The 25795-nt window shown below is 68.0% G+C and carries 24 protein-coding genes; 7 read left to right on the forward strand and 17 right to left on the reverse strand.

Annotated elements, in window-relative coordinates; all coding sequences use genetic code 11:
- Positions 1 to 56: 56 nt before the first annotated feature.
- The 7 genes from NF4_RS33750 to infC form a co-directional block, all read right to left on the reverse strand.
- Positions 57 to 683 (reverse strand): dihydrofolate reductase family protein, encoded by a 627-nt coding sequence (locus NF4_RS33750; protein WP_063131455.1) that lies wholly within the window; start codon positions 681 to 683, stop codon positions 57 to 59.
- A complete protein-coding gene (locus NF4_RS33755; RefSeq protein ID WP_063131456.1) occupies positions 680 to 1153 on the reverse strand; it encodes an SRPBCC domain-containing protein in 474 nt (157 codons plus the stop codon). The genes NF4_RS33750 and NF4_RS33755 overlap by 4 nt, the downstream gene beginning before the upstream one ends.
- A complete protein-coding gene (locus NF4_RS33760; RefSeq protein WP_063131457.1) occupies positions 1143 to 1487 on the reverse strand; it encodes an ArsR/SmtB family transcription factor in 345 nt (114 codons plus the stop codon). Before NF4_RS33760 ends, NF4_RS33755 begins: the two co-directional genes overlap by 11 nt.
- Before the next feature lie 156 nt (positions 1488 to 1643).
- Positions 1644 to 2714 (reverse strand): NAD(P)-dependent alcohol dehydrogenase, encoded by a 1071-nt coding sequence (locus NF4_RS33765; protein WP_084533783.1) that lies wholly within the window; start codon positions 2712 to 2714, stop codon positions 1644 to 1646.
- 280 nt (positions 2715 to 2994) lie between these two features.
- On the reverse strand, positions 2995 to 3375 hold the full coding sequence (gene rplT, locus NF4_RS33770; protein WP_030523708.1) for a 50S ribosomal protein L20: 381 nt from the start codon (positions 3373 to 3375) through the stop codon (positions 2995 to 2997).
- A gap of 114 nt (positions 3376 to 3489) precedes the next feature.
- Positions 3490 to 3684, reverse strand: a complete 195-nt coding sequence (rpmI, locus tag NF4_RS33775) for a 50S ribosomal protein L35 (protein ID WP_030523709.1) — start codon at positions 3682 to 3684, stop codon at positions 3490 to 3492.
- A gap of 143 nt (positions 3685 to 3827) precedes the next feature.
- Positions 3828 to 4472: a translation initiation factor IF-3 gene (infC, locus tag NF4_RS33780; RefSeq protein ID WP_030523710.1), complete on the reverse strand. Its 645-nt coding sequence runs from the start codon at positions 4470 to 4472 to the stop codon at positions 3828 to 3830.
- Between the two features lie 336 nt (positions 4473 to 4808).
- Between infC and NF4_RS33785 the strand changes: the two genes are divergently transcribed.
- Entirely contained in the window at positions 4809 to 5336 is a 528-nt protein-coding gene (locus tag NF4_RS33785) for a DinB family protein (RefSeq protein ID WP_232330771.1), read from the forward strand.
- 31 nt (positions 5337 to 5367) lie between these two features.
- A complete protein-coding gene (locus tag NF4_RS33790; RefSeq protein WP_063131460.1) occupies positions 5368 to 5709 on the forward strand; it encodes a DUF1844 domain-containing protein in 342 nt (113 codons plus the stop codon).
- A gap of 395 nt (positions 5710 to 6104) precedes the next feature.
- Here the strand turns inward: NF4_RS33790 and NF4_RS33795 are convergent, their stop codons facing one another.
- The 4 genes from NF4_RS33795 to NF4_RS33810 all read right to left on the reverse strand — a co-directional run bounded on the left by NF4_RS33795 (position 6105) and on the right by NF4_RS33810 (position 13394).
- Positions 6105 to 8126, reverse strand: a complete 2022-nt coding sequence (locus tag NF4_RS33795) for a polyprenyl synthetase family protein (protein ID WP_063131487.1) — start codon at positions 8124 to 8126, stop codon at positions 6105 to 6107.
- 386 nt (positions 8127 to 8512) lie between these two features.
- Complete coding sequence (locus tag NF4_RS33800) at positions 8513 to 8674, reverse strand: hypothetical protein (protein WP_157120743.1); 162 nt, start codon at positions 8672 to 8674, stop codon at positions 8513 to 8515.
- 136 nt (positions 8675 to 8810) lie between these two features.
- On the reverse strand, positions 8811 to 11840 hold the full coding sequence (gene uvrA / locus NF4_RS33805) for an excinuclease ABC subunit UvrA (RefSeq protein ID WP_063131462.1): 3030 nt from the start codon (positions 11838 to 11840) through the stop codon (positions 8811 to 8813).
- Positions 11841 to 12221: 381 nt separating this feature from the next.
- On the reverse strand, positions 12222 to 13394 hold the full coding sequence (locus tag NF4_RS33810; protein WP_232330772.1) for a beta-ketoacyl synthase N-terminal-like domain-containing protein: 1173 nt from the start codon (positions 13392 to 13394) through the stop codon (positions 12222 to 12224).
- A 155-nt stretch (positions 13395 to 13549) separates the two neighbouring features.
- Here NF4_RS33810 and NF4_RS33815 point away from each other — a divergent pair, with 155 nt between their 5' ends.
- Both NF4_RS33815 and NF4_RS33820 read left to right on the forward strand, forming a co-directional pair.
- On the forward strand, positions 13550 to 14881 hold the full coding sequence (locus NF4_RS33815) for a diguanylate cyclase domain-containing protein (RefSeq protein ID WP_063131463.1): 1332 nt from the start codon (positions 13550 to 13552) through the stop codon (positions 14879 to 14881).
- Between the two features lie 174 nt (positions 14882 to 15055).
- Complete coding sequence (locus NF4_RS33820) at positions 15056 to 17338, forward strand: HelD family protein (RefSeq protein WP_157120747.1); 2283 nt, start codon at positions 15056 to 15058, stop codon at positions 17336 to 17338.
- A gap of 70 nt (positions 17339 to 17408) precedes the next feature.
- Here NF4_RS33820 and NF4_RS33825 read toward each other — a convergent pair whose 3' ends face one another.
- From NF4_RS33825 to NF4_RS33835, 3 genes are all read right to left on the reverse strand, one after another.
- Positions 17409 to 17861: a universal stress protein gene (locus NF4_RS33825; protein WP_063131465.1), complete on the reverse strand. Its 453-nt coding sequence runs from the start codon at positions 17859 to 17861 to the stop codon at positions 17409 to 17411.
- A 331-nt stretch (positions 17862 to 18192) separates the two neighbouring features.
- A complete protein-coding gene (locus NF4_RS33830; RefSeq protein WP_063131466.1) occupies positions 18193 to 18606 on the reverse strand; it encodes a DoxX family protein in 414 nt (137 codons plus the stop codon).
- Positions 18607 to 18660: 54 nt separating this feature from the next.
- Entirely contained in the window at positions 18661 to 19539 is an 879-nt protein-coding gene (locus tag NF4_RS33835) for a DUF6597 domain-containing transcriptional factor (protein ID WP_232330773.1), read from the reverse strand.
- A gap of 406 nt (positions 19540 to 19945) precedes the next feature.
- Between NF4_RS33835 and NF4_RS33840 the strand changes: the two genes are divergently transcribed.
- Positions 19946 to 20416, forward strand: a complete 471-nt coding sequence (locus NF4_RS33840) for a VOC family protein (RefSeq protein WP_063131490.1) — start codon at positions 19946 to 19948, stop codon at positions 20414 to 20416.
- A 29-nt stretch (positions 20417 to 20445) separates the two neighbouring features.
- Here the strand turns inward: NF4_RS33840 and uvrB are convergent, their stop codons facing one another.
- Positions 20446 to 22638, reverse strand: a complete 2193-nt coding sequence (gene uvrB / locus NF4_RS33845) for an excinuclease ABC subunit UvrB (RefSeq protein ID WP_269749674.1) — start codon at positions 22636 to 22638, stop codon at positions 20446 to 20448.
- 135 nt (positions 22639 to 22773) lie between these two features.
- Here uvrB and NF4_RS33850 point away from each other — a divergent pair, with 135 nt between their 5' ends.
- Complete coding sequence (locus tag NF4_RS33850; RefSeq protein WP_063131467.1) at positions 22774 to 23298, forward strand: ribonuclease FAU-1 family protein; 525 nt, start codon at positions 22774 to 22776, stop codon at positions 23296 to 23298.
- Between the two features lie 77 nt (positions 23299 to 23375).
- Here NF4_RS33850 and coaE read toward each other — a convergent pair whose 3' ends face one another.
- On the reverse strand, positions 23376 to 24578 hold the full coding sequence (gene coaE / locus NF4_RS33855) for a dephospho-CoA kinase (protein ID WP_063131468.1): 1203 nt from the start codon (positions 24576 to 24578) through the stop codon (positions 23376 to 23378).
- A 182-nt stretch (positions 24579 to 24760) separates the two neighbouring features.
- On the opposite strand from coaE, the gene NF4_RS37265 reads away from it, so the two are divergent.
- Positions 24761 to 24973: a hypothetical protein gene (locus NF4_RS37265; protein ID WP_084533784.1), complete on the forward strand. Its 213-nt coding sequence runs from the start codon at positions 24761 to 24763 to the stop codon at positions 24971 to 24973.
- Between the two features lie 57 nt (positions 24974 to 25030).
- Here the strand turns inward: NF4_RS37265 and NF4_RS33860 are convergent, their stop codons facing one another.
- Entirely contained in the window at positions 25031 to 25732 is a 702-nt protein-coding gene (locus NF4_RS33860) for a TetR/AcrR family transcriptional regulator (RefSeq protein WP_198165572.1), read from the reverse strand.
- Between the last annotated feature and the right edge of the window lie 63 nt (positions 25733 to 25795).

Here is a 25795-nt window from a genome sequence, read left to right on the forward strand (position 1 = left end):
GCCCCCCGAATCAAGGGATCTCGGCGCGACCGGGCCGGGCACGCGTGGGTGTTCGATCAGGCGAACTGGGAGACACCGTCGAATTCGGCGAGCGGCGCGGGACCGGTGACCTCGTACTCGAGCAGGAGCAGGCCGTGAGGTGTGGCCTCGTGGTGGGTCAGGCGCAGACCCGTGGCCGGTCCGGTGCCGGCGAGCAGCCGCCGACCCGCGCGCAGCACAGTGGGCGCGACGGCCAGCCGGACGGTGTCGACCAATCCGGCGGCGAGCAACGTATCGCCCAGCCGGGAGCTGCCGTGAATCTGCAGTTCACGACCGGGCCGGCGCAACAGTTCCGCGACCGTGACAACCGGGTCGCCCGGTAGCACGGTCGTCGGGTTCCACTCTCCCTCGGTCAGGATGCCGGAGACCACGTATTTCGGCAGGGTGTTCATCCGCTTCGCGAACGGGTCGCCGGGGTCGGTGACGGCGGGCCAGTCCCGGGCGAAGGCTTCGTAGGTCCGGCGGCCGAACAACAGCCCGTCGGCGGCGTCGAGCCATTCGGAGGTCCGCCGGACGAAGACTTCGTCCAGGTAGGGCACCAGCCAGCCGCCGCGGTCGAATCCGTCGCTGGTGTCCTCGGTGGGTGAGCCGGGCCCCTGACCGACACCGTCGAGGGTGAGGAATTCGGTGAGCACCAGTTTCATGCCCGCACCTCGCTCTCGACGAGCTCGGCGAGCTGATCGGTAACCGTGCCCCACCCGTGTGCGAACCCGAGTTCTTCGTGCCGGGCCCGCGCGGCCGGATCACCGTGCCGGACCAGTACGCGATAGTCGGTACCGTCCGGATGATCCCGCAGGGTGATCTCCGCGGTCATCAGGATCTCTCCGGTGGCCGGACGCCAGCCGCTGTCGAGCGCGGTCGTGAAGACGAGGCGTTCCCGTTCGTCGGCCACGAGGAAACAGGCGTCCAGATGCGGGACGAATTCGCCGCCGTCCGCGCTCATCCTGGTCACGAAGGCGCCGCCCGGGCGGACCTCCAGCCGTTCGACCCGGCAGCGGGCCGGGGCGGGCAGCCACCAGCGGGCGAGGCTGCCGGCGTCGGTCCAGGCGTTCCACACACTGCCGCGCGGCGCGCGGATCACCCGGTGCAGGGACAGGTCGAGATCAGGATTCATCGGTGGGCTCCTCGGTTGTCAGCAGGAATTGTTCGAGTCGGTCCGTGCGGCCTTCCCAGACGCGTCGCTGTTCGGCCAGCCAGCCGTCGATCAGTGCGAACCGTTCGCGATCGAGTTCGCACCGCCGCACCCGCCCGGTTTTGACCGTCCGGATCAGCCCGCTGTCCTCCAGCACCCGCAGGTGCTTCATGAACGACGGCAAGGTGATCGGCAGATCCCGGGCCAGTTCGCCGACGCTGGCCGGACCGGTGCCGAGTCGCTGGACCACCCGCCGCCGGGATGGGTCCGACAGTGCGGCGAACACACCGTCCAGCGACTCCGAATACTTAGCCATATGGCTAAGTATTAGCGGACACACCGGCCCACCGCAAGTCCGGCCACATCACGCGCGCCGAGGGTCGGGTAACCCGGACGTCCGCGGCAGTGCAAGCGTCGCCGGGGCCGGGCCCGGAACAGGCGCCCCGGGCCCTGGCCTCCGGCCGACGCCATCTCAGTCGTAGACCAGCACGGCTCGCCCGACGACATCACCGCGACCGAGGGCGGCGATCGTATCGTTGACATCCTCGAACCGGACCGGGCTCACGGTGTGCCTGATCATGCCGCGCTCGGCGAGGTCGAGCACTTCGGTGAGATCGTTGTAGTTGCCCCAGAACGATCCGAAGTAGCTGAACTCCCGCGCGACGAATGGGAACAGCGGGATATCGATGCGGTTGCCGATCAGCCCGACCGATGCGACCGCCCCTTGGGTGGCGAGTAGCGCGAACGCCAGCCGAATCGACTCCTCCGACCCCGCGCATTCGATGACCGCGTCGACCTCCGGCCGGCCGGTCGAGTTCTCGAGTGCGGTGCGTACGCCTTCGACCGACTTGTCGCGCGTATTGATCGTGTGGTCGGCGCCGTTCGCCGCGGCGATATCGAGTTTGCTGTCGGTACGGGCGAATGCCACCACCGTCGCGCCGCCGCCGAGCAATTTCGCGTACTGCGTCGCGTAGGAGCCCAGCCCACCGACTCCCATCACCGCCACGGTTCGCCCGGGTCCCAGAACCCCCGCCGCCCGGAGCTTCTTCAGTCCCCGGTACGGCGTCAGCCCGGCATCGGTCAGCGGCGCCAGATTCATCGGGGAGAGGCCGTTGCCCGAGCGCACCGGGATGAGGTGCCGATAGGGCACCGGTAGATACTCCTGGTACCCGCCGTGCGGCCCGAAGCCTGCCCACCGGCCGCCCGCGCACAGCTGGAAATTCCCGTCGTGACACTGGCGACACGATCCCTCCCCCCAACTGCTCTCGACCACGATCTGATCGCCTTCACGCAAACCGGCCGACCGAGGTACCCCGGACCCGACCCCGGCCACCCACCCGGCGATCTCGTGCCCGGGGGTGATCGGGAAATCAGCCGGGAGCGAGGCGGCGAAATACCCGTCCATCAGCTGGAAATCCGTACGGCACATACCCGCGCCGCCAACCTTGACCAGCACCTCTTCGGGACCGAAATCGGGTATCGGAATTTCCTCGAGCCGCAACGGTTCTCTGTAGTCGTACATCCGGGCCGCGCGCATCTTCATGGTCACAACCTCTCCACAGGAGTGCCGGGATATCGGCCGAGACACCGCCACGCCATCCGCGAGCGGGTGGTACGCACCTTCGGCCTGCTCATCGTCGGGCAACGTCGACAACCACGCACTGGCATTGTCGCAAGAATTTCGCCGCACGCCCACCATCGCGGGCGTCCCGGCGAATCGCCGCCCCTCGGTCACACTCTCCGGAAATACCGAAGGCCCCCTCCCGAAGGAGGGGGCCTTCCGCACATCGGGCCGGACAGTGGTCCGGACCCGGAACGACGACTCAGGCAGCCGGGGCGTTGACATCCTCGGGCAGCGCGGCCTTGGCGACGGCGACCAGACCGGCGAACGCCTCGGCATCGGAGACGGCCAGCTCGGCGAGGTTCTTGCGGTCGACCTCCACACCGGCGGCCTTCAGGCCCTGCACGAAACGGTTGTAGGTGATGTCGTTGGCGCGGGCCGCGGCGTTGATCCGGGCGATCCACAGCTTGCGGAAATCACCCTTGCGTGCCCGGCGGTCCCGGTAGGCGTAGGTGAGCGAGTGCAGCTGCTGTTCCTTGGCCTTGCGGTACAGGCGCGAGCGCTGCCCGCGGTAGCCCTTGGAAGCCTCGAGGATGGAACGGCGCTTCTTCTGAGCGTTGACGGCCCTCTTGACGCGTGCCACTGGTCAGTCCTAATCGATCTTGGGGGTGCCCGGTCGAGCGCACCCGAGTGGGTCGGTTCTTCGGCGTCCGGTCGCGGATGCGGTACCGGACGGTATCGGTCCCGGGGAAGGGGATCAGATACCCAGCAGCTTCTTCACACGGCGGACGTCGGACGCGGCGACCGACTCCGTGCCGTCCAGACGACGAGTCCGGCGGGTGGGCTTGTGCTCGAGCAGGTGCCGGCGGTTGGCCTGCTGACGGCGCAGCTTGCCCTTACCGGTCACCTTGAAACGCTTCGAAGCGCCGCTGTGGCTCTTCATCTTCGGCATGGCAACCTCAATCTGTGTCGTGCCCGCGCAGGGGCGGACCAGGTGTACTGATCAGCGTTATTGCGGGCTCGACGCAATACCGCTGCGGCGTTCGCCGCGATATATGCGGCGGAGCGCCGCAGTGTTCACGGCGGAAGCCGTTGTTATTGCGCGACCGGCCGACCGGCATTCGGCGCCGCGCTGCCGGGCTGTGACCGGACCGAATCCTCGGCGGCCTTGGCCCGCGTCTTCGCGCCCTTGTGCGGGGCGAGGACCATCGTCATGTTGCGGCCGTCCTGCTTGGCCGAGGTCTCGACGAAACCCAATTCCGCCACGTCGGAGGCCAGCCGTTGCAACAGCCGGAAACCGAGTTCGGGCCGGGACTGTTCGCGCCCCCGGAACATGATGGTGACCTTGACCTTCGACCCCGCCTCCAGGAAGCGCACCACATTGCGCTTCTTGGTCTCGTAGTCGTGATCGTCGATCTTGGGCCGCAGCTTCTGTTCCTTGATCACGGTCTGGACCTGGTTCTTCCGGGACTCGCGCGCCTTCTGCGCGGTCTCGTACTTGAACTTGCCGTAGTCCATGATCTTGCAGACCGGCGGACGTGCGTCCGGCGCGACCTCTACGAGGTCGAGGTCTGCTTCCAGGGCGACGCGTAGTGCATCTTCAACACGCACGATCCCAACCTGTTCACCGCCGGGTCCGATGAGCCGGACCTCGGGAACACGGATGCGATCGTTGATGCGGGTCTCAGTGCTGATGGGGCCTCCTAGGTCTAGCGGTGTCGTCCGACGACCGCTCGCAATGGACCCCTTGTTCAACACAAAGGCCCCGGTGCGGTATTTCACCGCCACGAGGCCCGATGTCGACCGGTCCACGCAGGTCGTACACGCCTGCGCCGCGATCACGCCGGAGGCGCGATCGGGAACCCACCCGGGAAGGGTGGGCGACCGGACCGTTTGACCAGGCGATCACTCGCCGGCAACGGTGGGAGTCGGGCTCCACTTGTCTGCCCCGGACAGGACCGGGGCGGTCGTCGCCGAAAATTCTAACAGCTGGGGTCCCGATCCGACGAATCGCGCCCCGGACCCCGGCCGTAAACCGCTTGCCCCGCCGCCGGCGCCGTGCCAGGCTCGACCCCCGTGAGCAGCCGACGTGACCTGCTGCGCTGGCAATTCGACCTGGTCTGGTCGCTGTCCCAGCTGCATTTCGAAGCCCTGACCGACGACGATACGCACTGGGCGCCCGCCGCGGTGAGCTGGACGGTGCACCGCGGCGCCGACGGCCTGTGGCGCGCCGATTTCGCGGAGACCGAACCCGATCCGATCCCGGTACCGACCATCGGGTGGCTGACCTGGCATATCGGCTGGTGGTGGAGTTCGGCCATTGCTCATGCCGAAGGCCGGCCGGTGCCCGAACGCACCGAGGTGTACTGGCCGGGCGATACCGCCGCGGCTCTGGATTGGCTGAACACCCTGCGTACCCAGTGGCTCGCGGTCCTCGACCGTGCCGGCGACGCGGAACTGGATGCCGCCACCTCCTATCCCTGGCCCGCGGAAGCCGGACTGACCGTCGCGCACCTGGCCGCCTGGGTCGGTGCCGAGCTGATGAAGAACGCGACCGAGATCGGCCAGTTGCGGATGCTACGTGCCGCCGGACCGGCTCGTTGAGCCACCCGCCGGGTTCTCTAGCCTGGGACCCATGACCGAACAGCCCGAAGGCGATGTGCGTGAGTTGGCCGATATCCCCGCCGTGGAGGTGATCAGCCGCGCCGCCGTGATGCTGATGAGCTCGGCGGCGGAGAAGCTCGGGCTCGGTGACGACGATCCGGACAACAGCCCGCGCCGCGATATGGACGAAGCACGGCGTGTGATCACCGCGCTGGCCGGGCTGATCACCGCGTCGGTGGAGTATCTGGGCCCGCACGCCGGACCGCTGCGGGAAGGGCTGCAGTCGCTGCAGAAGGCGTTCCGGGAGAGTTCGGCGGTTCCCGACGCACCCGGTGCCGGGCCGGGCGAGAAGTACACCGGCCCGGTCCACTGACCTTCGCGCCGGAAGCCGTTCACCGGCCGAACCCCGCGGCTCGACCGGCTCCGGCATTCCAGCTCGCGCGGAACGCACACCCGAACCGGGAGATCGCCGAGGGCACCGACTACGGCGGAAACAGCGAATCGCGCTGCACCCGCGCGGCTGAATGTTTCGTGGGCGGCGGCAGGTACACGTCCGGCCCGGCTCGACATTGCTCGGAGTACACAGAGTTCTGGGGCCAGCAGATCCGCGACACAGCGTCTCGGCGCAGCGCTGAGGAGGTCGCGCGGGCGCGTCCGGCGCTCGTAACTTTTCTGCACGCGGTGCCGCGGGCGCCCCGTGAACGGGAGTCGTTGCCCGATCACCACGGCGATCGGGCGGGACACCCGCTTTACCTGCCGACGGGGTGGTTACAGCGCGGTGTGCACCGGGCCCGGGGCTGGTTGGTAGATCTCTCGGCGCAGGCGTTCGAAGTCCGGCTCCGGCGCTTCGGAAGCGGAGGTTTGCGTGTGCCGATCGCTGTGAGGTACCGACAGTGCCATGCCGGTCACGGTTTCGTAGACCGCCGAGTACTTTTTCTTCGGCCCGGACAGGCCGGGAAGCATGCGCAGCAGCGTGGGGATGTAGCGGGCCACCGTGTAGAGCTGAGCCCGGTGCTCCGCGAGCTGGCGCTGCACCTGCTCGATGGCTTCGCTGCGGGTGCATCCGGTTTCGTGGCGGATGGCCCGAACCAGGTTGTAGGGGACTTGGTCGGCCTCGTCCTGATCGATCCCCACCAGGTCGTTCTCCACGAACGCCACAAAGAAGGCGAGCTCCTCGAGACGGCGGAAAACGGGGTGGTTGCGCAGTACCGGCGGCAGTTCGTAGTCGTGGTGCACCTCCAATAAGGCCATGGCGACGTCGAACCCGCTGGTCGACCTTCGCAGCGGCAGATACTCCGCTGTCGAAGGGATGTAGCCGCTGAGGCGATGGTGCGCTTCGCGTTCGGCAGCTTCGTACCATTCCTCCAGGTTGTCGAGGAACTGCTCCTGCCAGCGGGTGCTGCGGCCCGCCCGCACGCGCGGCCACAAACTCGCCCAGGCCGTCGGGAGCGCCCCGGGCCGCCACGGGTTCTCCGGGTCCTGGCGCAATGTTGCCACCAGGCCACGCTTCAGCGCGGCGATGGCTTCCGGATCCTTCAGCCGCGGATCCTCGAACAGGTCATCCCACAGGAGGCAGAGCATGCCCAGGCCGGCCGAGGTCTGTTCATGGTCGGCGTCCGGTGAAGCAACTGCCGGCATCACGGCTGCCAGAAGCCCGAATCCGCCCGCCCACCGGCGGTGGTTCAACTCGGCCGCGGATGCGGCAAGGCCGGTGTCCACCAACCAACTCCGCACCCATGACAGGACATGCGGCGGCAGTTCCTTACTGTCGGCCCGGGGTGACTGCTTCGAAGGTGGGGAGACCACCGGCAGCGAAGCTCGCCGGTCGAGTGCGGACCGGGCGTAGGCGATCATCGCGTGGACCGCGCGCGGGTCGACGGGCAACTCGGTGAGCTGTCCGGCGGCCTGGTCGATGAATTCGTCGGCCATCGCCTGCGCTTCCTCCACGGCGCCGGAGGCAATGACAAGCGCACGGGCACGGGCGGCCTCCTCCCCGGTCATTCCTGCGCGCAGCAGCCGGGCGAGACCGCGGTCGCGGGCGGCGGCACGGATCACAGGGAGGGTATAGATGCCCTCGGGTAGGTCCGTGTTGACGGGTTTGCCGATTTCTTCGGCCGTCGCGGTCAAATCGAGGATGTCATCACGGAGCTGGTAGGCCAGCCCGAGATATCGGCCGAATCGGGCCAGTGCCTCTTCTTGATCGTCAGGCCGGCCGGCCGCCATCGCGCCCACCCGGCAGGCCAGCGCCAGCAACGCCGCGGTCTTGCCGTCGCTCGCTTCCAGGTAGGACTGTTCACTGCGGGAGGCCACATACTGGTCGGCGGCCTCGATCACCATGCCCGCGCACATCTGCTCGCCCGTACTCGCGCCCGCGAGCGCTTCGCGCTGCCCGAGTTCGGCCAGTAAGCGCCCGCCCGCGAATATCACGGAGTCTCCACCCAGCACCGCGAGCCGCGAACCCCATACCGCGTTGGCACTGGGCCGGCCCCGACGCTCATAGGCGTGATCGATGACGTCGTCATGGTGGAGCGAACCCAGGTGCAGCAACTCCACCGCGGCAGCGGCGCGCACCGCCCGGTCCCCGGCCGGGATCGCGGGATCGGTGAGCAAGTAATACGACAGCAACGTCAGCGTGGGCCGAACCAGGCGGCGAGAGGTATCGGGCCCGTCGTCGGTGAGCGCCGTCAGCTCCGGCCTGGCTCGGAATCGCATGGGTCCGAGAACGTCACGAACGCGGCCCAGGTCCGCCTCCAGATGCGGGAAGACATCGAGATCGATTTCACTTGGCACGCGCACGCTCCTGACCGGATACATCGAGTCACCTACAACAGTTGATCACTGGAATTTTGACACCACCTCGAACGAAAGATGTTGATATACGCCGATTTCGGCATCCCACGACTCGCTGACACCGGCGTGGTGAGCGCCGTTGCGGGCACCGTGGCCACCCGGCGATCTGCTCGGGCGCCCAACATGATCCGAGTTCGTGTTCCACCGGGACCGCAACTGCGGGGATACCGCGAGTTCGCACCGGTTCCAGCCGTCACGCTCGCTGAGAGGCCGACCGGTCGGTGGCTGTGCGCCGGCAGCGGACTACCGACCGACCGCGATATCGAACCGAGCGACTCACCTGCCCACCGCCGTCCCACGACTCGTGTCCGAGTCTCGTCGCCCCCTCATTGCGCCTCGTCGTCGGACTTGTTCGGCGGAGTATCGGATACGGCTCGGCGGTTGTGCGCAGCGATCGGTTCCTTCGGCGTGAGGGTGGTCTTCCGGAGGCCGTTGTCGAGATAGCCGATCGCGTGCGGGCACAGGGTTTGCCTGCGCTGTTCGTACACGCGAGTCAGGGGCGGCAGAATACATCCCACTGAGGAGGTACCTGATGCGATTACGTGGTGCTCGATCGTTTCCTTTCGATGAGGAACAGCAGGGCGGGCATCCCGCCGGACCCGGGCGGCGAACCGGGCCGGTAGGTCAACGCAGGGCAGCGGCCTTGCGGGCCAGACGTTTCGCTTTCTGCGCATCCGGTACCTTCGCAGCCGGTTCGTCGGTTGCGGTCGCCTTCTTCTTCGCCGGTGCAGCAGACTTCTTCGCTGCCGCCGCGGTCTTTTTCGCCGGGTGCGTCTTATTCGCCGAGACCCCTGCGGCCGGTTCGGCCAGGATCTCCTTCAGGAATTGGCCGGTGTAACTGTCCGGATTCGCGGCGATGTCCTCGGGGGTCCCGTCGCCGACCACCGTGCCGCCACCGGAACCGCCCTCGGGACCCATATCGATCACCCAGTCCGCGGTCTTGATCACATCGAGGTTGTGCTCGATGACGATCACCGTGTTGCCCTTGTCCACCAGGCCGTTGATCACCGCGAGCAGTTTGCGGATGTCCTCGAAGTGCAGGCCGGTGGTGGGTTCGTCGAGAATGTAGACCGTCCGCCCGTTGGAGCGTTTCTGCAGTTCGGCGGCCAGTTTCACACGCTGCGCCTCACCGCCGGACAGCGTCGTCGCGCTCTGCCCGAGCCGCACATAACCCAGCCCCACATCGACCAGGGTCGACAGGTAGCGGTGGATGGAGGTCACCGGTTCGAAGAACTCGGCGGCCTCCTCGATGGGCATATCGAGGACCTCGGCGATGGTCTTGCCCTTGTAGTGCACCTCGAGGGTTTCCCGGTTGTAGCGGGCGCCGTGGCAGACCTCGCACGGCACGTACACATCCGGCAGGAAGTTCATCTCGATCTTGAGCGTGCCGTCGCCCGAGCAGGCTTCGCACCGGCCGCCCTTCACATTGAACGAGAACCGGCCCGGCTGGTACCCACGCACCTTGGCCTCGGTGGTGGAGGCGAACAAGCTGCGGATTTTGTCGAACACCCCGGTGTAGGTGGCCGGATTGGACCGCGGCGTACGCCCGATGGGCGACTGGTCCACCCGCACCAGCTTGTCCAGCTGATCGAGACCGTTGACCCGGGTGTGCCGGCCCGGTACCTGCCGGGCGCCGTTCAGCTTATTGGCCATCACGGTCGCCAGGATGTCGTTGACCAGGGTGGACTTACCGGACCCGGAAACACCGGTGACCGCGGTGAGCACACCCAGTGGGAAGGCCACATCGATACCCCGGAGATTGTTCTCGGTCGCCCCGACCACGGTGACCCGCCGCTTCTTGTTCACCGGGCGCCGCACCAGCGGGATCTCGATCCGTTCCCGGCCCGACAGATAGGCACCGGTCAGCGAGTTCTCGTCGGTGAGCAGGTCGGCGTAGGTGCCGCTGTGCACCACCCGGCCGCCGTGTTCGCCGGCGAGCGGACCGATATCGACCACCCAGTCCGAGGCCCGGATGGTGTCCTCGTCGTGCTCGACCACGATCAGGGTGTTGCCCAGGTTCTTCAACCGGGTCAGCGTCTCGATGAGGCGCCGGTTGTCGCGCTGGTGCAGGCCGATGGACGGCTCGTCCAGCACGTAGAGCACCCCGACCAGACCCGACCCGATCTGGGTCGCCAGCCGGATACGCTGCGCCTCACCGCCGGAGAGGGTGGCCGCGGCCCGGGACAGTGTCAGATAGTCCAGGCCGACGTCGAGCAGGAAGCCCAGCCGCGCCTGCACCTCCTTGAGCACCTGCCCGGCAATGGCCGCCTGCCGTTCGCCCAGGGTCAGCGCGTTCAGGAACTGTGAGCAGTCGCGGATGGACAGTTCGCTGACCTCGGCGATCGACTTCCGCTCCGAATCCGCCGTGAGGGTGACCGCCAGGATCTCCGGCCGCAATCGGGCCCCGTTGCAGACCGGGCACGGCACATCGCGCATATAGCCCTCGTAGTGCTCCTTCATCTGCTCGGACTCGGTGGAGTCCAGCCGCCGCTGCAGGAACGGCATGACCCCTTCGAAATCGGCGTAGTAGGAGCGTTTGCGGCCGTAGCGGTTGGTGTAGACGATGTGCACCTGGTCGGAACTGCCCTCGAGGACCGCCTTGCGCGCCCGCGGCGGCAGCTCCCGCCAGGGGGTGTCCAGATCGAACCCCTGCGCCGCCGCCAGCCCGGACAGCAGCCGCAGGAAGTATTCGGCGCTCTGCCCGCGCGACCACGGCGCGATGGCCCCGTCGGCCAGGCTCAGTTCCGGATCGGGCACCACCAGTTCCGGATCGACCTCCTTGCGGATACCCAGACCGGTGCAGTCGGGGCAGGCGCCGTAGGGCGAGTTGAAGGAGAACGACCGCGGTTCGAGGTCCTCGATATCCAGGGGATGACCGTTGGGGCAGGCCAGTTTCTCGGAGAAACGGCGCTCCCGGTCGTGCGCGTGCTCGTCCCGGTCCACGAAATCGAGCACCACGATGCCGTCGGCGAGACGCAGCGCCGTTTCGATGGAATCGGTGAGCCGCTGTTTGGCGGTCGGCTTCACGGCGAGGCGGTCCACCACCACCTCGACATCGTGCTTTTCCTGCTTCTTCAGCTTCGGCGGATCGGTGAGCGGATACACCACGCCGTCCACCCGGACCCGGGCGTAGCCCTGCGCGTGCAGCTGGTCGAAGAGGTCGACGAACTCACCCTTGCGGGTGCGCACCACTGGCGCCAGCACCTGGAACCGGACACCCGGTTCCATGGCCAGGACTTGGTCGACGATCTGCTGCGGGGTCTGTTTGGCGATCAGCTCCGAGCACACCGGGCAGTGCGGGACACCGGCGCGGGCGTACAGCAGGCGCAGATAGTCGTGGACCTCGGTGATGGTGCCGACCGTGGACCGGGGGTTGCGGTTGGTGGATTTCTGGTCGATCGAGACGGCGGGTGAGAGCCCCTCGATGAAGTCCACATCGGGTTTGTCCATCTGGCCGAGGAACTGCCGGGCGTAGGCCGACAACGATTCCACGTAGCGGCGCTGCCCCTCCGCGAAGATCGTGTCGAACGCCAGGCTGGACTTACCCGACCCGGACAAACCGGTGAAGACGATGAGACTGTCGCGGGGCAGATCGAGATCGACCCCTTTGAGATTGTGCTCCCGCGCTCCGCGCACAGTCAGGCGTTCCGCCACCAGGTCGGTCCCTTCTCGTCATCGTTCGTCGTCGATAGTGCCGCCGCACCCGTCGCACCGTGTGGGTCACACCGTGGCCGCGACAGCGCGGTGAACGGCCCGATCCGCCCGGCCGGTATCCGCGGCCCGGGCCACAGGGCGGGCCCGCGGTGATGGTAGGACCGACCACCGACAAGTTTCGCCGGACGGCCGGTCCCGGGCGGTCACGGGGCGTGACCCGACTGCCGCGCCTACCCTCGTCGGGAGCGCCCCGGCAGGATCTCGGGGCGGGCGCCGGTAACCGGCGGCACGCGCCGGCCGGACGGGCTCACCAGTCCAGAGTAGGCCAACCCCGGGCGTCCAGGGGGCGTGGTACCGGCCACTCCCACCCCGGGCCGGCCGTCAGACGGCCGGACCCAGGATCACCGTGGAGTTGTTCCCGCCCATCCCGAGCGACAGCTTCGCGGTCAGCGCCGGACCCGCCGGCGCCGGTCCGTCCAGCAGCCGTGGATGCGCCGGCGCCACCGCGGGGGGCGCCGGGACGATGCCGCGCTCGTATCCCAGCGCCGCCGCCGCGAGCTCCACGGCCCCCGACGCGGACTGGCAATGCCCGGCCAGCGGCTTCATCGAGTACACCGCGGGCCGGTCGTCGAACACGCGGGCGAGTACATCGCGTTCGGCCCGGTCGCACTGGGCGGTCCCCGTACCGTGCGCGTTGAGGTAACCGATCTCGGCCGCGCCGACACCGGCGTCGAACAGCGCGCCCCGTACGCAGTCCACGATCCGGTCGTGGCTCGGTTCCACCGAGACCACATGATGGGCTTCGCTGTTCATCGCGCCACCGAGGACCCGGGCGTAGGCCCGGCCGGATCCGCGGCTCAGGACGAACCCCACCGCCGCCTCCCCCACACTGAATCCCCGGCTGCCCTCCTGGAACGGCCGGCATCCCTGCAGCGATTCGACGTCGACCACCGCGGCGCCGAGTTTCGCGAACTGCCGCACCAGTTCCGGGGTGGCCGACAGGTCCGAGGCCACGCACACCACATCGTCCGCCAGGCCGGCGGCCAGCCACAGCCGTGCCTGCAGTATCGCGACATTGGCCGAACTGCACGCGGCCGACACCCCCATCACCGGGCCGGTGAACCCGAACGCCTGGGTCACCACCGAGGCCGGGGTGGACGGCAGCAGCCGCAGGAAGTCCCGGCCGCGGAACCCGGCGCCGGCGGGACCGGAGAAGTCCCGCTGGTGCCGGACGTCGCCGAGCACGGCCGCGTGCACCAGCCCGACCCGCGGGCCGGGTTCCCAGCCGCGGGCCCGGGCATCGGCGACCGCCTCGTCGACCGCCGCGAACACCGCGCGCCCGTACCGGGTGCCGTAGCCGGGATCGCCGCCCTCGGGCACCAGCGCGGCCCAGCCCCCGGTCGCGGGGTCGATTCCGTAGCCGGCTTCGAATCGGGCCGCGGAGCGCCCGCTCAGGATTCCCTCCCAGAACGTCTCCCGCCCCCATCCGTATCCGGTGACCGCACCGATCCCGGTGATCGACATAAGATCGATGCTGAATCCGGTCCCCGCCATGACAATCTCCTCGCCGGTTCCCGCCCTCGGCACCGCCGGGAACACGTCATGGCGTGATCAATCCAGATCACGTCCACTATGTCCGATTTTATGCGTGTGGATACCGGAGTAGAGCCGTGTTTGAATGTCCGGGTCCGCCGACGATGGGGGTTGGTATGGGAGAGCGCAGGGCGTCCGCCGCCGAGCAACTCGCGCATCGGTACCGCTCCCTGGTCGAGCACTCCCCCGACGGCATCTGTGTGCACGAACGCGGCATCGTCGTCTACGCCAATCCGGCGGCCCTGCGGATCATGGGCGCCAAGAACCTGGCCGAGGTCCTCGGGCAGCACATCGCCCGTTTCGTACACCCCGATTTCCGCCAGCCCATGTACGAGCGCATCGCCGGCCTGACCGCGACGGGTAACGCGTCCGAACCCACCGAGATGGTGTTACTGGCACTGGACGGACGCGAGGTTCCGGTGGAGACGGTCTCGGTGCTCACCGCCTGGCACGATCGCCTCGCCTACCAGGTGGTGATCCACGATCTGACGGCCCAGAAAGCGGCCGAACGTGCCCAGCGGCGGGCCGAGCAGCACTTCACCACGGTGGTTTCCCAGCTGGAGGAAGGGGTGGCTGTTTTCTATCGGGACGGGACCATCGCCTCGGCCAACCCCGCCGCCCGCCGGATCTTCGGAATCGACGACCGGATACCGCTGGTGGGCTCCAAGATCACCACGCTGCCGCTGGAACTGCTGGACTCGAACGGCCAACCCATGCCCCAGGAACGGCATCCGGTGGCGCGCACCCTGGCCACCGGAGAAACCGTCACCGGGTACGTCTTCGCGATCGTCCGCCCCGACGGTCAGCGCCGCTGGCTGGCGGTGTCGAGCCGGCTGCTGAATCCTGACGAACCGGGCACGGCCGCGGTGTGCTCGTTCGCCGATATCACCGAATACCTGGCCAGCCGCCGGCAGCTCGAATACCAGGCCACCCATGATCCACTCACGGGGTTGGCCAACCGGTCACTCATCCTGTCCCAGCTGTCCGGAGCACTCGCGGCCAGTGGTACGCACCGGGTGTCCACGGTGATGTTCATCGACCTCGACGGCTTCAAATCGATCAACGACACGATGGGCCACGCCATCGGCGACACGGTGCTGCGGATCGTCGCGCATCGACTACAGCGCGCGCTGCGCAGCGGGGATCTGGTGGGCCGGCTCGGCGGGGACGAATTCCTGGTCCTGCTGGCCGGGCGGCCCGGCGACGAGGAGCTCGAACCTCTGGTCCGGCGGTTGCGGGCCGCCATGGCCGAACCGATCGTCGCGCGAGGGCACCGGATCGCGGTGAACGCGTCCATCGGGGTGACCACCCTGGAACCCGGCGATACGCGCACCCCGGAGGCGGTCCTGCACGATGCCGATGTCGCCATGTACGAGGCCAAATCACCGAGCCGGCGCGATGGCACGCGCGGGCGCGGATTGCGCGGCGACAACTCGCATGTCTCGTGATAGTGCCGGTCTGACCTGCGCGAACAACATCCGATACGAACCCGCAGTAGACTCGACAACTCTGTGCACGCCATTCCGCCGTGTCCCGCCGAGCCCGTCCCGCCGTGGGTGAGAAGGAGTCAGAACTTGCCCGACAACCGCACCGAGGAACGCCCTACCGAACCGGCTCCCGAGGTGGCGCCTCCGGATACGGCGATGCGGGACCTCGACCACGAACAGGCGTACCTGTCGGTGCTGTACGAGCGGCTCGACGGGATGCGCGCCTACGCCGACAATCGGCTGCGCACCGTCCTGCTGGAAACCGGGGGGACCCCGCAGGCCCGTACCGAACGGGAGTCGTTCACGCAGCTCTACACCGAGGATCTGGCCAAATACGACGCCGCCGAGCACGGCCTGTGTTTCGGCCGCATCGACCTCACGGCCGCGGACGACGATCCGGAGCAGCGCTATATCGGCCGACTGGGCATCCTCGACGAGGACAACGACTACGAACCCCTGCTGCTGGATTGGCGGGCCCCGCTGGCGCGGCCGTTCTACCTGGCCACCACTGCCGCACCGGACGGGGTGCTGCGGCGTCGCCACATCCGCTCCCGTAACCGCCGGGTGACCGCGGTCAACGACGAATACCTCGATCTCGAGGCCGCGCACCGGGCCGGGGTCACGACCTCCGACGGTGGCGTCGGCAGCGAGAGCGCCCTGCTGGCCGCGCTGAACGCCGCCCGCACCGGCCAGATGGCCGACATCGTCGAGACGATCCAGAGCGAACAGGACGCGATCATCCGCGCCGAGCACAAGAGCGTGCTGGTCGTGCAGGGCGGGCCGGGCACCGGAAAAACCGCGGTCGCCCTGCACCGTGCCGCCTATCTCCTGTACACCTATCGCCAGCAGCTGGCCAAGAGCGGTGTCCTCATCATCGGCCCCAACGCCACCTTCCTGGACTACATCGGTCAGGTGCTGCCGTCGCTCGGTGAGACCGGGGTCCTGCTGTCCACCATCGGCGATCTGTACCCGGGTGTGAAGGCCACGCTCACCGACTCGCTGCGCGCCGGGGAGCTGAAGGGCTCGACGAAGGTGCTGGACGTCCTGAAGAACGCCGTACGCGACCGCCAGCAGGTGCCGGGTGAACCGATCACTCTGAGCTTCGACGGATACCCGGTGACCCTGGACCGCAAGATCGTCACCCGGGCCCGCGGCCGGGCCCGCTCCTCGCGGCGCCCGCACAACCTGGCGCGGCCCATCTTCGCGTCGATGGTGATCGAGGCCCTCACCGACCAGCTGGCGCAGACCATGGGCGCCGACCCGGCCGGTAACGGCCGCAGCCTGCTCAGTGCGGCGGATCTGTCCGAGATCAGCGACGAGTTGCGCGCCGATCCGAAAGTCCAGCGCGTGCTGGCCGAGTTGTGGCCGATGCTCACTCCACAGCAGGTGCTGGGCGATCTGTTCGCCGACCCGGACCGGCTGGAGCGCGCCGCCGGCAAGGTACTCGAGCCGGCCGACCGGGCCGAACTGCTACGCACCGGTACCGGCGAGTTCAGTGCCGCCGACGCCCCGCTGCTGGACGAACTCGCCGAACTCCTGGGCACCGACGACGCCGAGGAACGCGAACGCGCCCGGCGGCGCTGGCGCGCCCAGCTCGCCGAGGCACAGGACGCCCTGGACATCCTGACCGGATCGGCCCCGCAGGACCTCGAGGACGAACTCGACCCCGAGATCCTGATGGCCTACGACCTCATCGATGCGAGCCAGCTGGCCGAACGCCAGCAGGTGCGCAACCGCCAGACCACCGCCGAACGCGCCGCGGGAGACCGCACCTGGACCTACGGGCACGTGATCGTGGACGAAGCACAGGAACTGTCGGAGATGGCCTGGCGCATGGTGATGCGCCGGATCCCGAATCGATGGATCACCGTGGTCGGCGATATCGCGCAGACCGGTGATCCGGCGGGCGCGAGTTCCTGGGCGGACATGCTGGAACCGTATGTGGCCACACGGTGGAAACGCACCGAGCTCACCGTCAACTACCGGACCCCGTCGGAGATCATGGCGGTGGCGGCGGACGTATTGGCCGCGATCGACCCCACCGCCGAGGTGCCGCGCTCGGTCCGCGATTCGGGCGTGCCGCCGCGGGCGCACCGGATCCCGGCGGCGCACCTCTCGGCGAACCTGTCCGGTCTGCTCGCCGAGGAGCAGGGCCCGGGCACCGCCGCGGTGCTGACACCGGCCGCCCTGGTGGACGAATTATCCGGGCTGGCAAACGAATACGTGCGCGTACTGACGGTGACCGAAGCGAAGGGCCTGGAGTTCGACGCGGTGTACCTGGTCGAGCCCGGTGCGGTGATCGCCGAATCACCGCGCGGCCGTAACGATCTGTACGTCGCGATCACCCGCGCCACCCAGCGGCTCACCGTGGTGCACAGCGGCGATCTCCCACCAGAACTGCGCCGCCTGGCCGACTGAGGCCGCTGGAACGCGGCCGCCCCGCCCGGAAGCCGAGCTCCGGGCGGGGCGGTGGTCCGCGATCGCGGTATCAGCGCACGGTGTGCACGATCAGCACATCGGACTTGGATTTCCGCGCCACATCGGAGGGCACAGAGCCCAGCAGCCGGCCGGCCAGAGTGTTCAGGCCACGGTTACCGACCACGAGCAGATCGGCCTGGGTCTCTTTGACCAGGTCGAGCAGGGATTCGACCGGTTCTCCGACAATGGCCTTCTCGACGATCTCCTTGGCCCCGGCGGCACTGGCCTTGTCGCGGGCGGTGCGCAGGATCTCGTTGGTGGGCGCCGAACCACGAACCTGGTACGCCTCGTCCTTGAGCAAATCGCTCGCGGCGGCGACGTCACGGTCGTCGGTCGGGTAGTAGGCGCAGGCCACGATCAACGTCGAGCCCGCGGCTCCGGCCAGTGACGCGGCCTTTTCCACGGCGACGTACGACGAGTCCGAGCCGTCGGTACCGACGACAATGGTCCGGTAGGCGGTCATTCTCTCCTCCAACTGTGCGGGGTATAAACGCGGCTGCACCGGTTGCTCGTGGAATGTCGGGCGACGGCGCAGCGACTGCGTAGACCATAGCCGGAACACCGGCCCGAATATCCGGATTCGTTGTACATCACATACGCGTTCCACTGCGGTGACGTTTCACATTTCGCCCCGGACGAACGATGAATGCCGCGTCTACCTGGCACTTCCCCCACCGGCGCGGGTAAACCTGTGAGGGGTCACAAGGAATGCGAACACCCTTGGCGCCGTGGGACTTTCCTCACAGTTCCGGTACGCACCACATCCGGCGGGCACCGGCACCATTTCGGGGGGATCAGAGGGAGAACAGCGGACCGGTAATCGTCAGGCCCAATTCCTCGGTGTGCGCGAAAAAGGCGAACAGCATCAGGCAGGCACCGGCGAGTGCGAGGTCCTTGTTGAACTGGATCGTCTCCGCCTGGGTGGCCTCGGCCTCGGTTTCCTTCCAGAAGGCGTGCATCATGATCATGGTGGGGACCAGCATGATCAACAGCAGCAGGGCGCCCAGGTCGGCCCAGATCCCGAACAGGATGCTGATACTGCCCAGCAGCATGAGCAGCCCGGACCCCTGTACCGCCACCTCCGGCACCGGTACCCCCTTGGCCCGCGCGTATCCCGCCATGGCCTTGGTCTGGGTGAAATGCCCCAGCGCCGAACTCAGGAACAGAATGACGAACATCACGCGGCCGATCAACACCACGACATCCATGTACAGCTCCTCATCTGTCGCCGACGGTACCGCTTCGCCCGAGAGGGTCTCCGATTATGAGGCCGGCATGACCTTGGAGGTCACCTCATCGCGCGAGCGTAACGAATTCTTGGCATATTCCAGCGGAGCCATTCCGACTTCGGCCGTGAACTCACGGGTGAAATGCGCCTGATCGAAATAACCGAGTTCGGCCGCCAGTGCCGCCAGATCCGCGATACGACCGCGGGCCAGAAGATCGGCGCCGTCCTGTAATCGATATCGCCGCAGCACCCATTTCGGTCCGGCACCGATATAGCGGCGGAACAGCCGCTGCAGTGTGCGCACCGGTACCCCGAATCGCTCGGTGACCTGATCGACCCGGGTCAGTTCGGGATCACCGGCCATCGCAGCGGCGATCGTCAGCACGAGCCGGTAGTTGGGGTCGTCCCGGCGCGCGCGGGTACCGAGATAATCCTCGACCAGGCGGCGGCGGCCGGGATCGCCGGGTTCGGCGAGTACCCGGTCGACGAGGTCGCCGGTATCGGGCAGCACCTCGTCCACCGGTACCGCGCGATTCCGGAACGCACCGACATCGAGCCCGGTGAACGCCCCGAACCCGCCGGGCCGGAACCGGACGCCGAAGGTCTCTCCCCGGCCGATCAATTCGCGGACGTACTTCCTGGTGCAGACACCGTTGACGAAACCACCACGGCGGTCGCCGTCGCGTTCGAAGGTGAGGTGTACACAGGGATACGGCAGGACCTCGGCGTGATAGGGCGCCCGGCCGCGCATATCCCAGCGCACCGACCAGTACCAGTCCACATAGTCCGATACCGTGCCGCCCGCCGGCAGGCGGTTCAGCGTGCGGTACCGCTCCTGCTCATGGGGATACAGGATCGCCTTGCGGTCACCGGCCGCGGGCACGTCGGTCGCCGGTATCCACGCGTCAGCCACGGCCGCGGCCTTCCGCACCCGGGCCTGTTCGACTCGGCACCGACTGCCGGCAACCGGCGGGCGACAGCCGGCCGGACACGAACACACGCCCCGGTATCGGCCCGGCAGCGGCGACTGCGTCCGACCCGAGCGGGCCGCCACCGGCGCCCACGGCAGCCGGTTCCATCCGGACCGAGCGACGCGTGTACCTGAATCCGCGCGCCACCGAATGCCGGGCGGCCGAAAGCGGGTTCCCGCGCCGAAATCCGATCCATGGGCGTAGCGCGCCCTCGGCGGGCGGGGACGGCGGACGCTCGCCGCCCACCGGACGGCGCCGGCCGGGTGTATCGGCGGGCCCGGAGGGCTCCTTCTCGAGCTGTCGCTTTCTTACAAGAATCCACGACGCCGGCCCGGCAGAGTCATGGGCATGAGCGAAACAGTCGATCCCATTCCCGAGGGCTACCACTCCATCACCGTGTTCATCGCGGTCTCCGACGGCGATGCCGCCATCGACTTCTATACCGCGGTGTTCGGTGCCGAAGTGATCTCGCGCAACGATATGCCCGATGGTCAGCCCGCCCACGCCGAACTGAAGATCGGCGATTCCACCATCCAGCTGGGGCTCCCGGTACCGGACCAGAACGTGCTGGCGCCCAGCGGCGACTGGGTACACACCTCGCTGGTCCACTACTGCCCCGACGTCGACGCGGTGATCGCCCGCGCCCGCGAGCACGGCGCCCGGGTGGCCGAGGACCCGGCCACCTTCGTCACCGGCGACCGGTACGGGGCCCTGAAGGACCCCTTCGGCCATCGCTGGGTCGTGATGACCCGGGTGGAGGACGTCTCCCGCGAGGAGGCCGAGCGTCGCGTGAACGAATGGCTGGCCACGCAGGCCTGAACCCGAGGGCCGGCGCGGCCGGGATCCGGTCACTGCAGTCCGGCCGCGTCCATACCGCGCAGCTCCTTCTTCAGGTCGGCGATCTCGTCGCGCAACCGGCCCGCGAGCTCGAACTGCAGCTCGCGGGCCGCGTTCATCATCTGATCGGTGAGTTCGGCGACCAGATCGGCCAGCTCGGCGCGCGGCATGGACTTGATATCGCGCCCCTCGACGATGCCCGCGCTGACCGCCCGGCCGGGTTCGCCCTGGGCCCGCCGGCCACGGCTGGCGTTACGGCCGGAACCGCCGACCTCCACCTCGTCACCGGCCTCGGAATAGACCTGGTCGAGGATATCGGCGATCTTCTTGCGCAGCGGCTGCGGATCGATGCCCATTTCTGCGTTGTAGGCGAGCTGTTTGGCACGCCGGCGCTCGGTCTCGTCGATGGCGTCGCGCATCGAGTCGGTGATCTTGTCCGCGTACATGTGCACCTCACCGGACACATTGCGGGCGGCCCGGCCGATGGTCTGGATCAAGCTCTTCGTACTGCGCAGGAAGCCTTCCTTGTCGGCGTCCAGGATCGCGACCAGCGAGACCTCGGGCAGGTCCAGGCCCTCGCGGAGCAGGTTGATGCCGACCAGCACGTCGTACTCACCCAGCCGTAGCTGCCGCAGCAACTCGACCCGGCGCAGGGTGTCGATCTCGGAGTGCAGATAACGCACCCGCACGCCGAGACCGAGCAGATAGTCGGTCAGATCCTCGGCCATCTTCTTGGTGAGCGTGGTGACCAGGACCCGCTCGTCGCGCTCGGTCCGCAACCGGATCTCGTGCACCAGGTCGTCGATCTGCCCCTTGGTGGGTTTCACCTCGACCTTCGGATCGACCAGGCCGGTGGGACGGATGACCTGCTCCACCACCTCACCGCCGGTACGGCCGAGCTCGTAGTCGCCGGGGGTGGCCGACAGATACACCGCCTGCCCGATCCGTTCGGCGAATTCCTCCCACGTGAGCGGGCGGTTGTCCACTGCCGAGGGCAACCGGAAACCGTATTCCACGAGGTTGCGCTTCCGCGACATATCCCCCTCGTACATTCCGCCGATCTGCGGCACGGTCACATGGGATTCGTCGATCACCAGCAGGAAATCGTCCGGAAAATAATCCAGCAGGGTGGCCGGTGCCGACCCGGCGGGCCGGCCGTCGATATGACGCGAATAGTTCTCGATACCGGAGCAGAATCCGACCTGCCGGATCATTTCGAGGTCGTACTGGGTACGCATCCGCAACCGCTGCGCCTCGAGCAGTTTGCCCTTGCGCTCGAGCTCGGCGAGGCGTTCCTCGAGTTCGGCCTCGATAGCGACGACGGCCCGTTCCATCCGCTCCGGTCCCGCCACATAATGCGTGGCCGGGAAGATACGCACCGTATCCACCTTGCGCACGACATCCCCGGTGAGCGGGTGCAGATAATAGAGTTCCTCGATCTCGTCGCCGAAGAATTCGATCCGGACCGCCAGCTCCTCGTAGGAGGGAATGATCTCGACGGTATCGCCGCGCACCCGGAACGAGCCCCGGGTGAACGACATATCGTTGCGCGTGTACTGGACATCCACCAGCATCCGCAGGAAGGCGTCGCGGTCGATCTCGGAGCCCACCTCGAGCAGGACGGAGCGGTCGAGATAGGACTGCGGTGTGCCCAGACCGTAGATACAGGACACCGACGCGACCACCACCACATCCCGGCGCGACAGCAACGCGGAGGTCGCCGAGTGGCGCAGGCGCTCCACATCGTCGTTGATCGAGCTGTCCTTTTCGATATAGGTATCGGTCTGCGCGATATACGCCTCGGGTTGGTAATAGTCGTAATAGGAGACGAAATACTCCACCGCGTTGTGCGGGAACATTTCGCGCAGTTCGTTGGCCAGCTGCGCCGCGAGCGTCTTGTTCGGAGCCATCACCAGTGTCGGTCGCTGCAGCCGTTCGATGAGCCACGCCGTGGTCGCCGATTTACCGGTACCGGTGGCGCCGAGCAGCACCACATCGGGCTCGCCCGCGGTGATCCGGCGCTCCAGCTCCTCGATCGCGGCGGGCTGATCACCGGCCGGCTTATGCGGGCTGACCACCTCGAACCGTCCACCGGTGCGTTCGATCTCACCGACCGGGCGGAACTCCGATCGGGCCAGCGGAGTCTCTCCGTCGGCCTCGGTCCCGCTGACGCCGGCCGCACGGAGTTCGGTTGCGAATGCCATGCCCCAAGACTAAGCGCGGACACCGACAGAATCTCGCCCGCGACCTGTGCCGGAGCCCACGTCCCGCGGCCGGGCCCGGTGCGACGAGCGGCGGGCCTACTCGCCCGGGCCGCCCAGTGGGTAGATTCAGCAGCTGTGACACAGGCACCGAGCGTGGACGTCCACCGACCGAAGGTGGAGTACTTCGATATCGCGGAACTGACGAACACCGATCCGAAGGGTTTCGTCCGCGATGTGGAGCGCTACCACCTCGAGCCCTGGGGGCTCTACATGGCGCGGACCGCCGACCACCCGCAATTCCACTACATCGAGTCCTGGCTGCTCCCCGAATTGAACCTGCGCGCCACAGTGTTCCATTTCCATCCGGCCCATCGGCGCGATCAGGACTATTACCTCGATATCGGCGAATTCGGCGAGGTCGGGCCGAAGAAATGGCGCTCGGTGGACCATTATCTCGACCTGGTGGTCCGCACGGGACGCGAGACCGAACTCCTGGACGTCGACGAACTCCTGGCCGCACACACCGTGGGCCTGCTGGATGCCCGCGCCGCGGAGCGAGCGGTGGCCACGGCCACCCGGGCCATCGACGGTATCGCCGCCCACGGCCACGACTTCCTGGCTTGGACGGCCTCGCTGGATATGCCGCTCACCTGGCTGTAACCCGCCGGCACGGCGCGGCGGGATCCGGCCCGCCCGCTCCGCGGAGCGGGCGCACAGCCCGGGCTCGTCCGCTACCGCTACTCCGGATGCGCGGCCCGCCAGGTGAGCACCCGCTGGTGCACCCCGTCGAACCAGGGTTCCTTGACCGCCAGGTAGGCAGCGACGGCGTCCTCTCGATCGAGCCCGGCGGCCGCGGCCGCCGCCTTCTGCTTCACCTCTGCGTATTCCGCCCGCGCGGCCGGTTCGGCGCGCAACCAGTCGCGGAAGGCGAGCGCGAACACCTGCCCGGGTCCACCGGCGACCCGCAGATGGACATAGGCCGGGCGCCCGGGATCGGCGTTACCGTGCACGCGTTTCTCCCAGTGCCCCGAATCCACCTCGGCCCCGGTGCCCGGCTTCGGATTGTCGTGGGTGTGCTGCGGGATCACCGGGAATCCGGCGGCGGCCAGCGCGTCGCGGATACCGTCGGCCGCGGCGAGGTCCGGAACGGTGATCTGCAGGTCGAGGAGATCTTTCGCGGGCAGACCGGGCACCGCGGTGGAACCGATGTGGTCGATCCGCACCGCGGCGGCACCGGCGGCCACCCGCAGCCGCGCGATCAGCCGCTGCGCCTGCGCGTCCCATTCCGGATCGGGGTCCACGAGCCGGGGCGCCGGCCGCACCGCGCTACCGGAACGCATATTCGCCTCGAACGGGATCAACCGCTCGTCCCACAGCCGCGCCACGGCGGCTTCGACCTCTCCGGCGGGGCCATTGTTGTCCAGCAGTACATCGGCGGCGGCCCGGCGCTGCTCGTCGGTCGCCTGCGCCGCAATCCGCGCCCGCGCATCGTCCTCGGCCACTCCGCGGAACTCGACCAGACGCCGGATCCGGGTCTCGGCGGCGACATCGACCACCAGCACCAGGTTCATGAAGGGCGCCATATGGTTCTCCACCAGCAGCGGAACGTCCTGGACCACAATGGCGTCCGGCGCGGCGGCGGCGAAGAGTTCGGCCGTGCGCTGCCCGACCAGCGGATGAGTGATCGAGTTCAGGGTGGTGCGCGATTCGTCGTCGCGAAACGCCTTGGCCGCCAGCGCCGGGCGGTCCAGGCTGCCGTCTGCGGCCAGGATATCCGAGCCGAACGCCTCGACCAGCGCGGCGAGCCCCGGCGTTCCGACCGCGACCACTTCCCGTGCGATGACATCGGAATCGATGAGCACCGCGCCCCGCGCCACGAGCGCTCGCGCGACCGTCGATTTGCCCGCTCCCATACCGCCGGTGAGGCCGATTCGTAACATTCGCTCAGTCTCGCATCCGCCCGTACCGGCGCGGCGACGAGGTTTCGCGCATTACCCGCTCGACACGCCCAGGCGTGGCGGAACGGAGCAAATGTCCTGATTACGCCAGTGACTGCGTTAGTGTTCGGCCTGAGTGCACGCCCCGATTCACCGCTTCTGTTACGGATAGCAAAGGAACGAGCATGCGCATCAGGTACTACCGCACAGGCCGGCACCGGCTGGGGGCGCCGGGGCGGGTGCACTGTCTCACCATTCCGGCCGTGGCGGCGTATCTGGCGAAGAACCGCCGCCCCTGGCACAGCCTTTTCACCATCGCGCCCCGCCACAGTCTCGCCGCTCATCGCCCGCGTCCGTCGATCGTCTGGCCGCGCTGGGTCCCGGTCCCGGCAGGTTAGTCCCGACGGACAACGGTGGCCCGGTCCTCGGACCGGGCCACTGTTGTATTCCGGGCTCTAGAGCCCCAGACCGTCGATCAGCTCGTCCATCTCGGCCCGGAAGAGTTTGGCCGGGTCGGTAGTCTGCGGGAGTAGATGGCCGTACACCTCGAGAGCGACGAGGCCGTGCATCCGGCCCCACATACGCAACGCGAAGGCCAGGCCCGCGGGCGGCAGGGCGGGGAATTCCGCTCGGATGTGCCCGGTGAGCTCCGGGCTGAAATCGGCCCACTCGAAGTGGGCTTCGGCCGCCCGGCCACGACGGTGGGGCCAGACAGCCGCGGCCAGGCCGACCAAGCCGGTGCAGGCCCGCAGCTCCGCTTCGGCGGCGGGGCCACCCGGCGGGGGCCGATAACCGGGGACCGGGTCCCCGTAGACGAGCCGGAACTCCGCGGGATGCTCCACCGCCCAGCCACGCACCGCTTCACCCCACGCCACGATCCGGCCGCCCGGGTCGTCCGCGGGGATCGCGTCCCGTGCCGCCTCGACGCGATCGACCAGGGCCGTATAGACATCGGAGATCAAGGCGGAGATCAGATCGTCACGGGTCGCGAAGTAGCCGTAGACAGCGCCCGCCGTCATACCCATCTCCCGGGCGATCGCCCGCAAGGCGATCGCATCAGGGCCCCCCTCGGCGAGCAGTCGTAACGCAATCGCCTTGATCTCGCGGATGGTCTCCGCACGCAGCCGCTCCCGGCGGCTCATCACTCCTTCGGCCACGGTTGACAGACTACAGCGTGCAGCTATTCTTCTCTGTGCAGTTTCTGAACGCCGTGTAGTAAT

Source organism: Nocardia fusca NBRC 14340, from assembly GCF_001618425.1.
GTDB lineage: Bacteria > Actinomycetota > Actinomycetes > Mycobacteriales > Mycobacteriaceae > Nocardia > Nocardia fusca.

What these genes read in the sequence shown, in the direction of transcription:
- NF4_RS33750 (WP_063131455.1), bottom strand. Translation starts at nt 683, where the DNA reads ATGAAACTGGTGCTCACCGAATTCCTCACCCTCGACGGTGTCGGTCAG.
- NF4_RS33755 (WP_063131456.1), bottom strand. Translation starts at nt 1,153, where the DNA reads ATGAATCCTGATCTCGACCTGTCCCTGCACCGGGTGATCCGCGCGCCG.
- NF4_RS33760 (WP_063131457.1), bottom strand. Translation starts at nt 1,487, where the DNA reads ATGGCTAAGTATTCGGAGTCGCTGGACGGTGTGTTCGCCGCACTGTCG.
- NF4_RS33765 (WP_084533783.1), bottom strand. Translation starts at nt 2,714, where the DNA reads ATGAAGATGCGCGCGGCCCGGATGTACGACTACAGAGAACCGTTGCGG.
- rpmI (WP_030523709.1), bottom strand. Translation starts at nt 3,684, where the DNA reads ATGCCGAAGATGAAGAGCCACAGCGGCGCTTCGAAGCGTTTCAAGGTG.
- NF4_RS33790 (WP_063131460.1), top strand. Translation starts at nt 5,368, where the DNA reads ATGACCGAACAGCCCGAAGGCGATGTGCGTGAGTTGGCCGATATCCCC.
- NF4_RS33810 (WP_232330772.1), bottom strand. Translation starts at nt 13,394, where the DNA reads ATGGCGGGGACCGGATTCAGCATCGATCTTATGTCGATCACCGGGATC.
- NF4_RS33815 (WP_063131463.1), top strand. Translation starts at nt 13,550, where the DNA reads ATGGGAGAGCGCAGGGCGTCCGCCGCCGAGCAACTCGCGCATCGGTAC.
- NF4_RS33825 (WP_063131465.1), bottom strand. Translation starts at nt 17,861, where the DNA reads ATGACCGCCTACCGGACCATTGTCGTCGGTACCGACGGCTCGGACTCG.
- NF4_RS33830 (WP_063131466.1), bottom strand. Translation starts at nt 18,606, where the DNA reads ATGGATGTCGTGGTGTTGATCGGCCGCGTGATGTTCGTCATTCTGTTC.
- NF4_RS33840 (WP_063131490.1), top strand. Translation starts at nt 19,946, where the DNA reads ATGAGCGAAACAGTCGATCCCATTCCCGAGGGCTACCACTCCATCACC.
- uvrB (WP_269749674.1), bottom strand. Translation starts at nt 22,638, where the DNA reads ATGGCATTCGCAACCGAACTCCGTGCGGCCGGCGTCAGCGGGACCGAG.
- coaE (WP_063131468.1), bottom strand. Translation starts at nt 24,578, where the DNA reads ATGTTACGAATCGGCCTCACCGGCGGTATGGGAGCGGGCAAATCGACG.
- NF4_RS37265 (WP_084533784.1), top strand. Translation starts at nt 24,761, where the DNA reads ATGCGCATCAGGTACTACCGCACAGGCCGGCACCGGCTGGGGGCGCCG.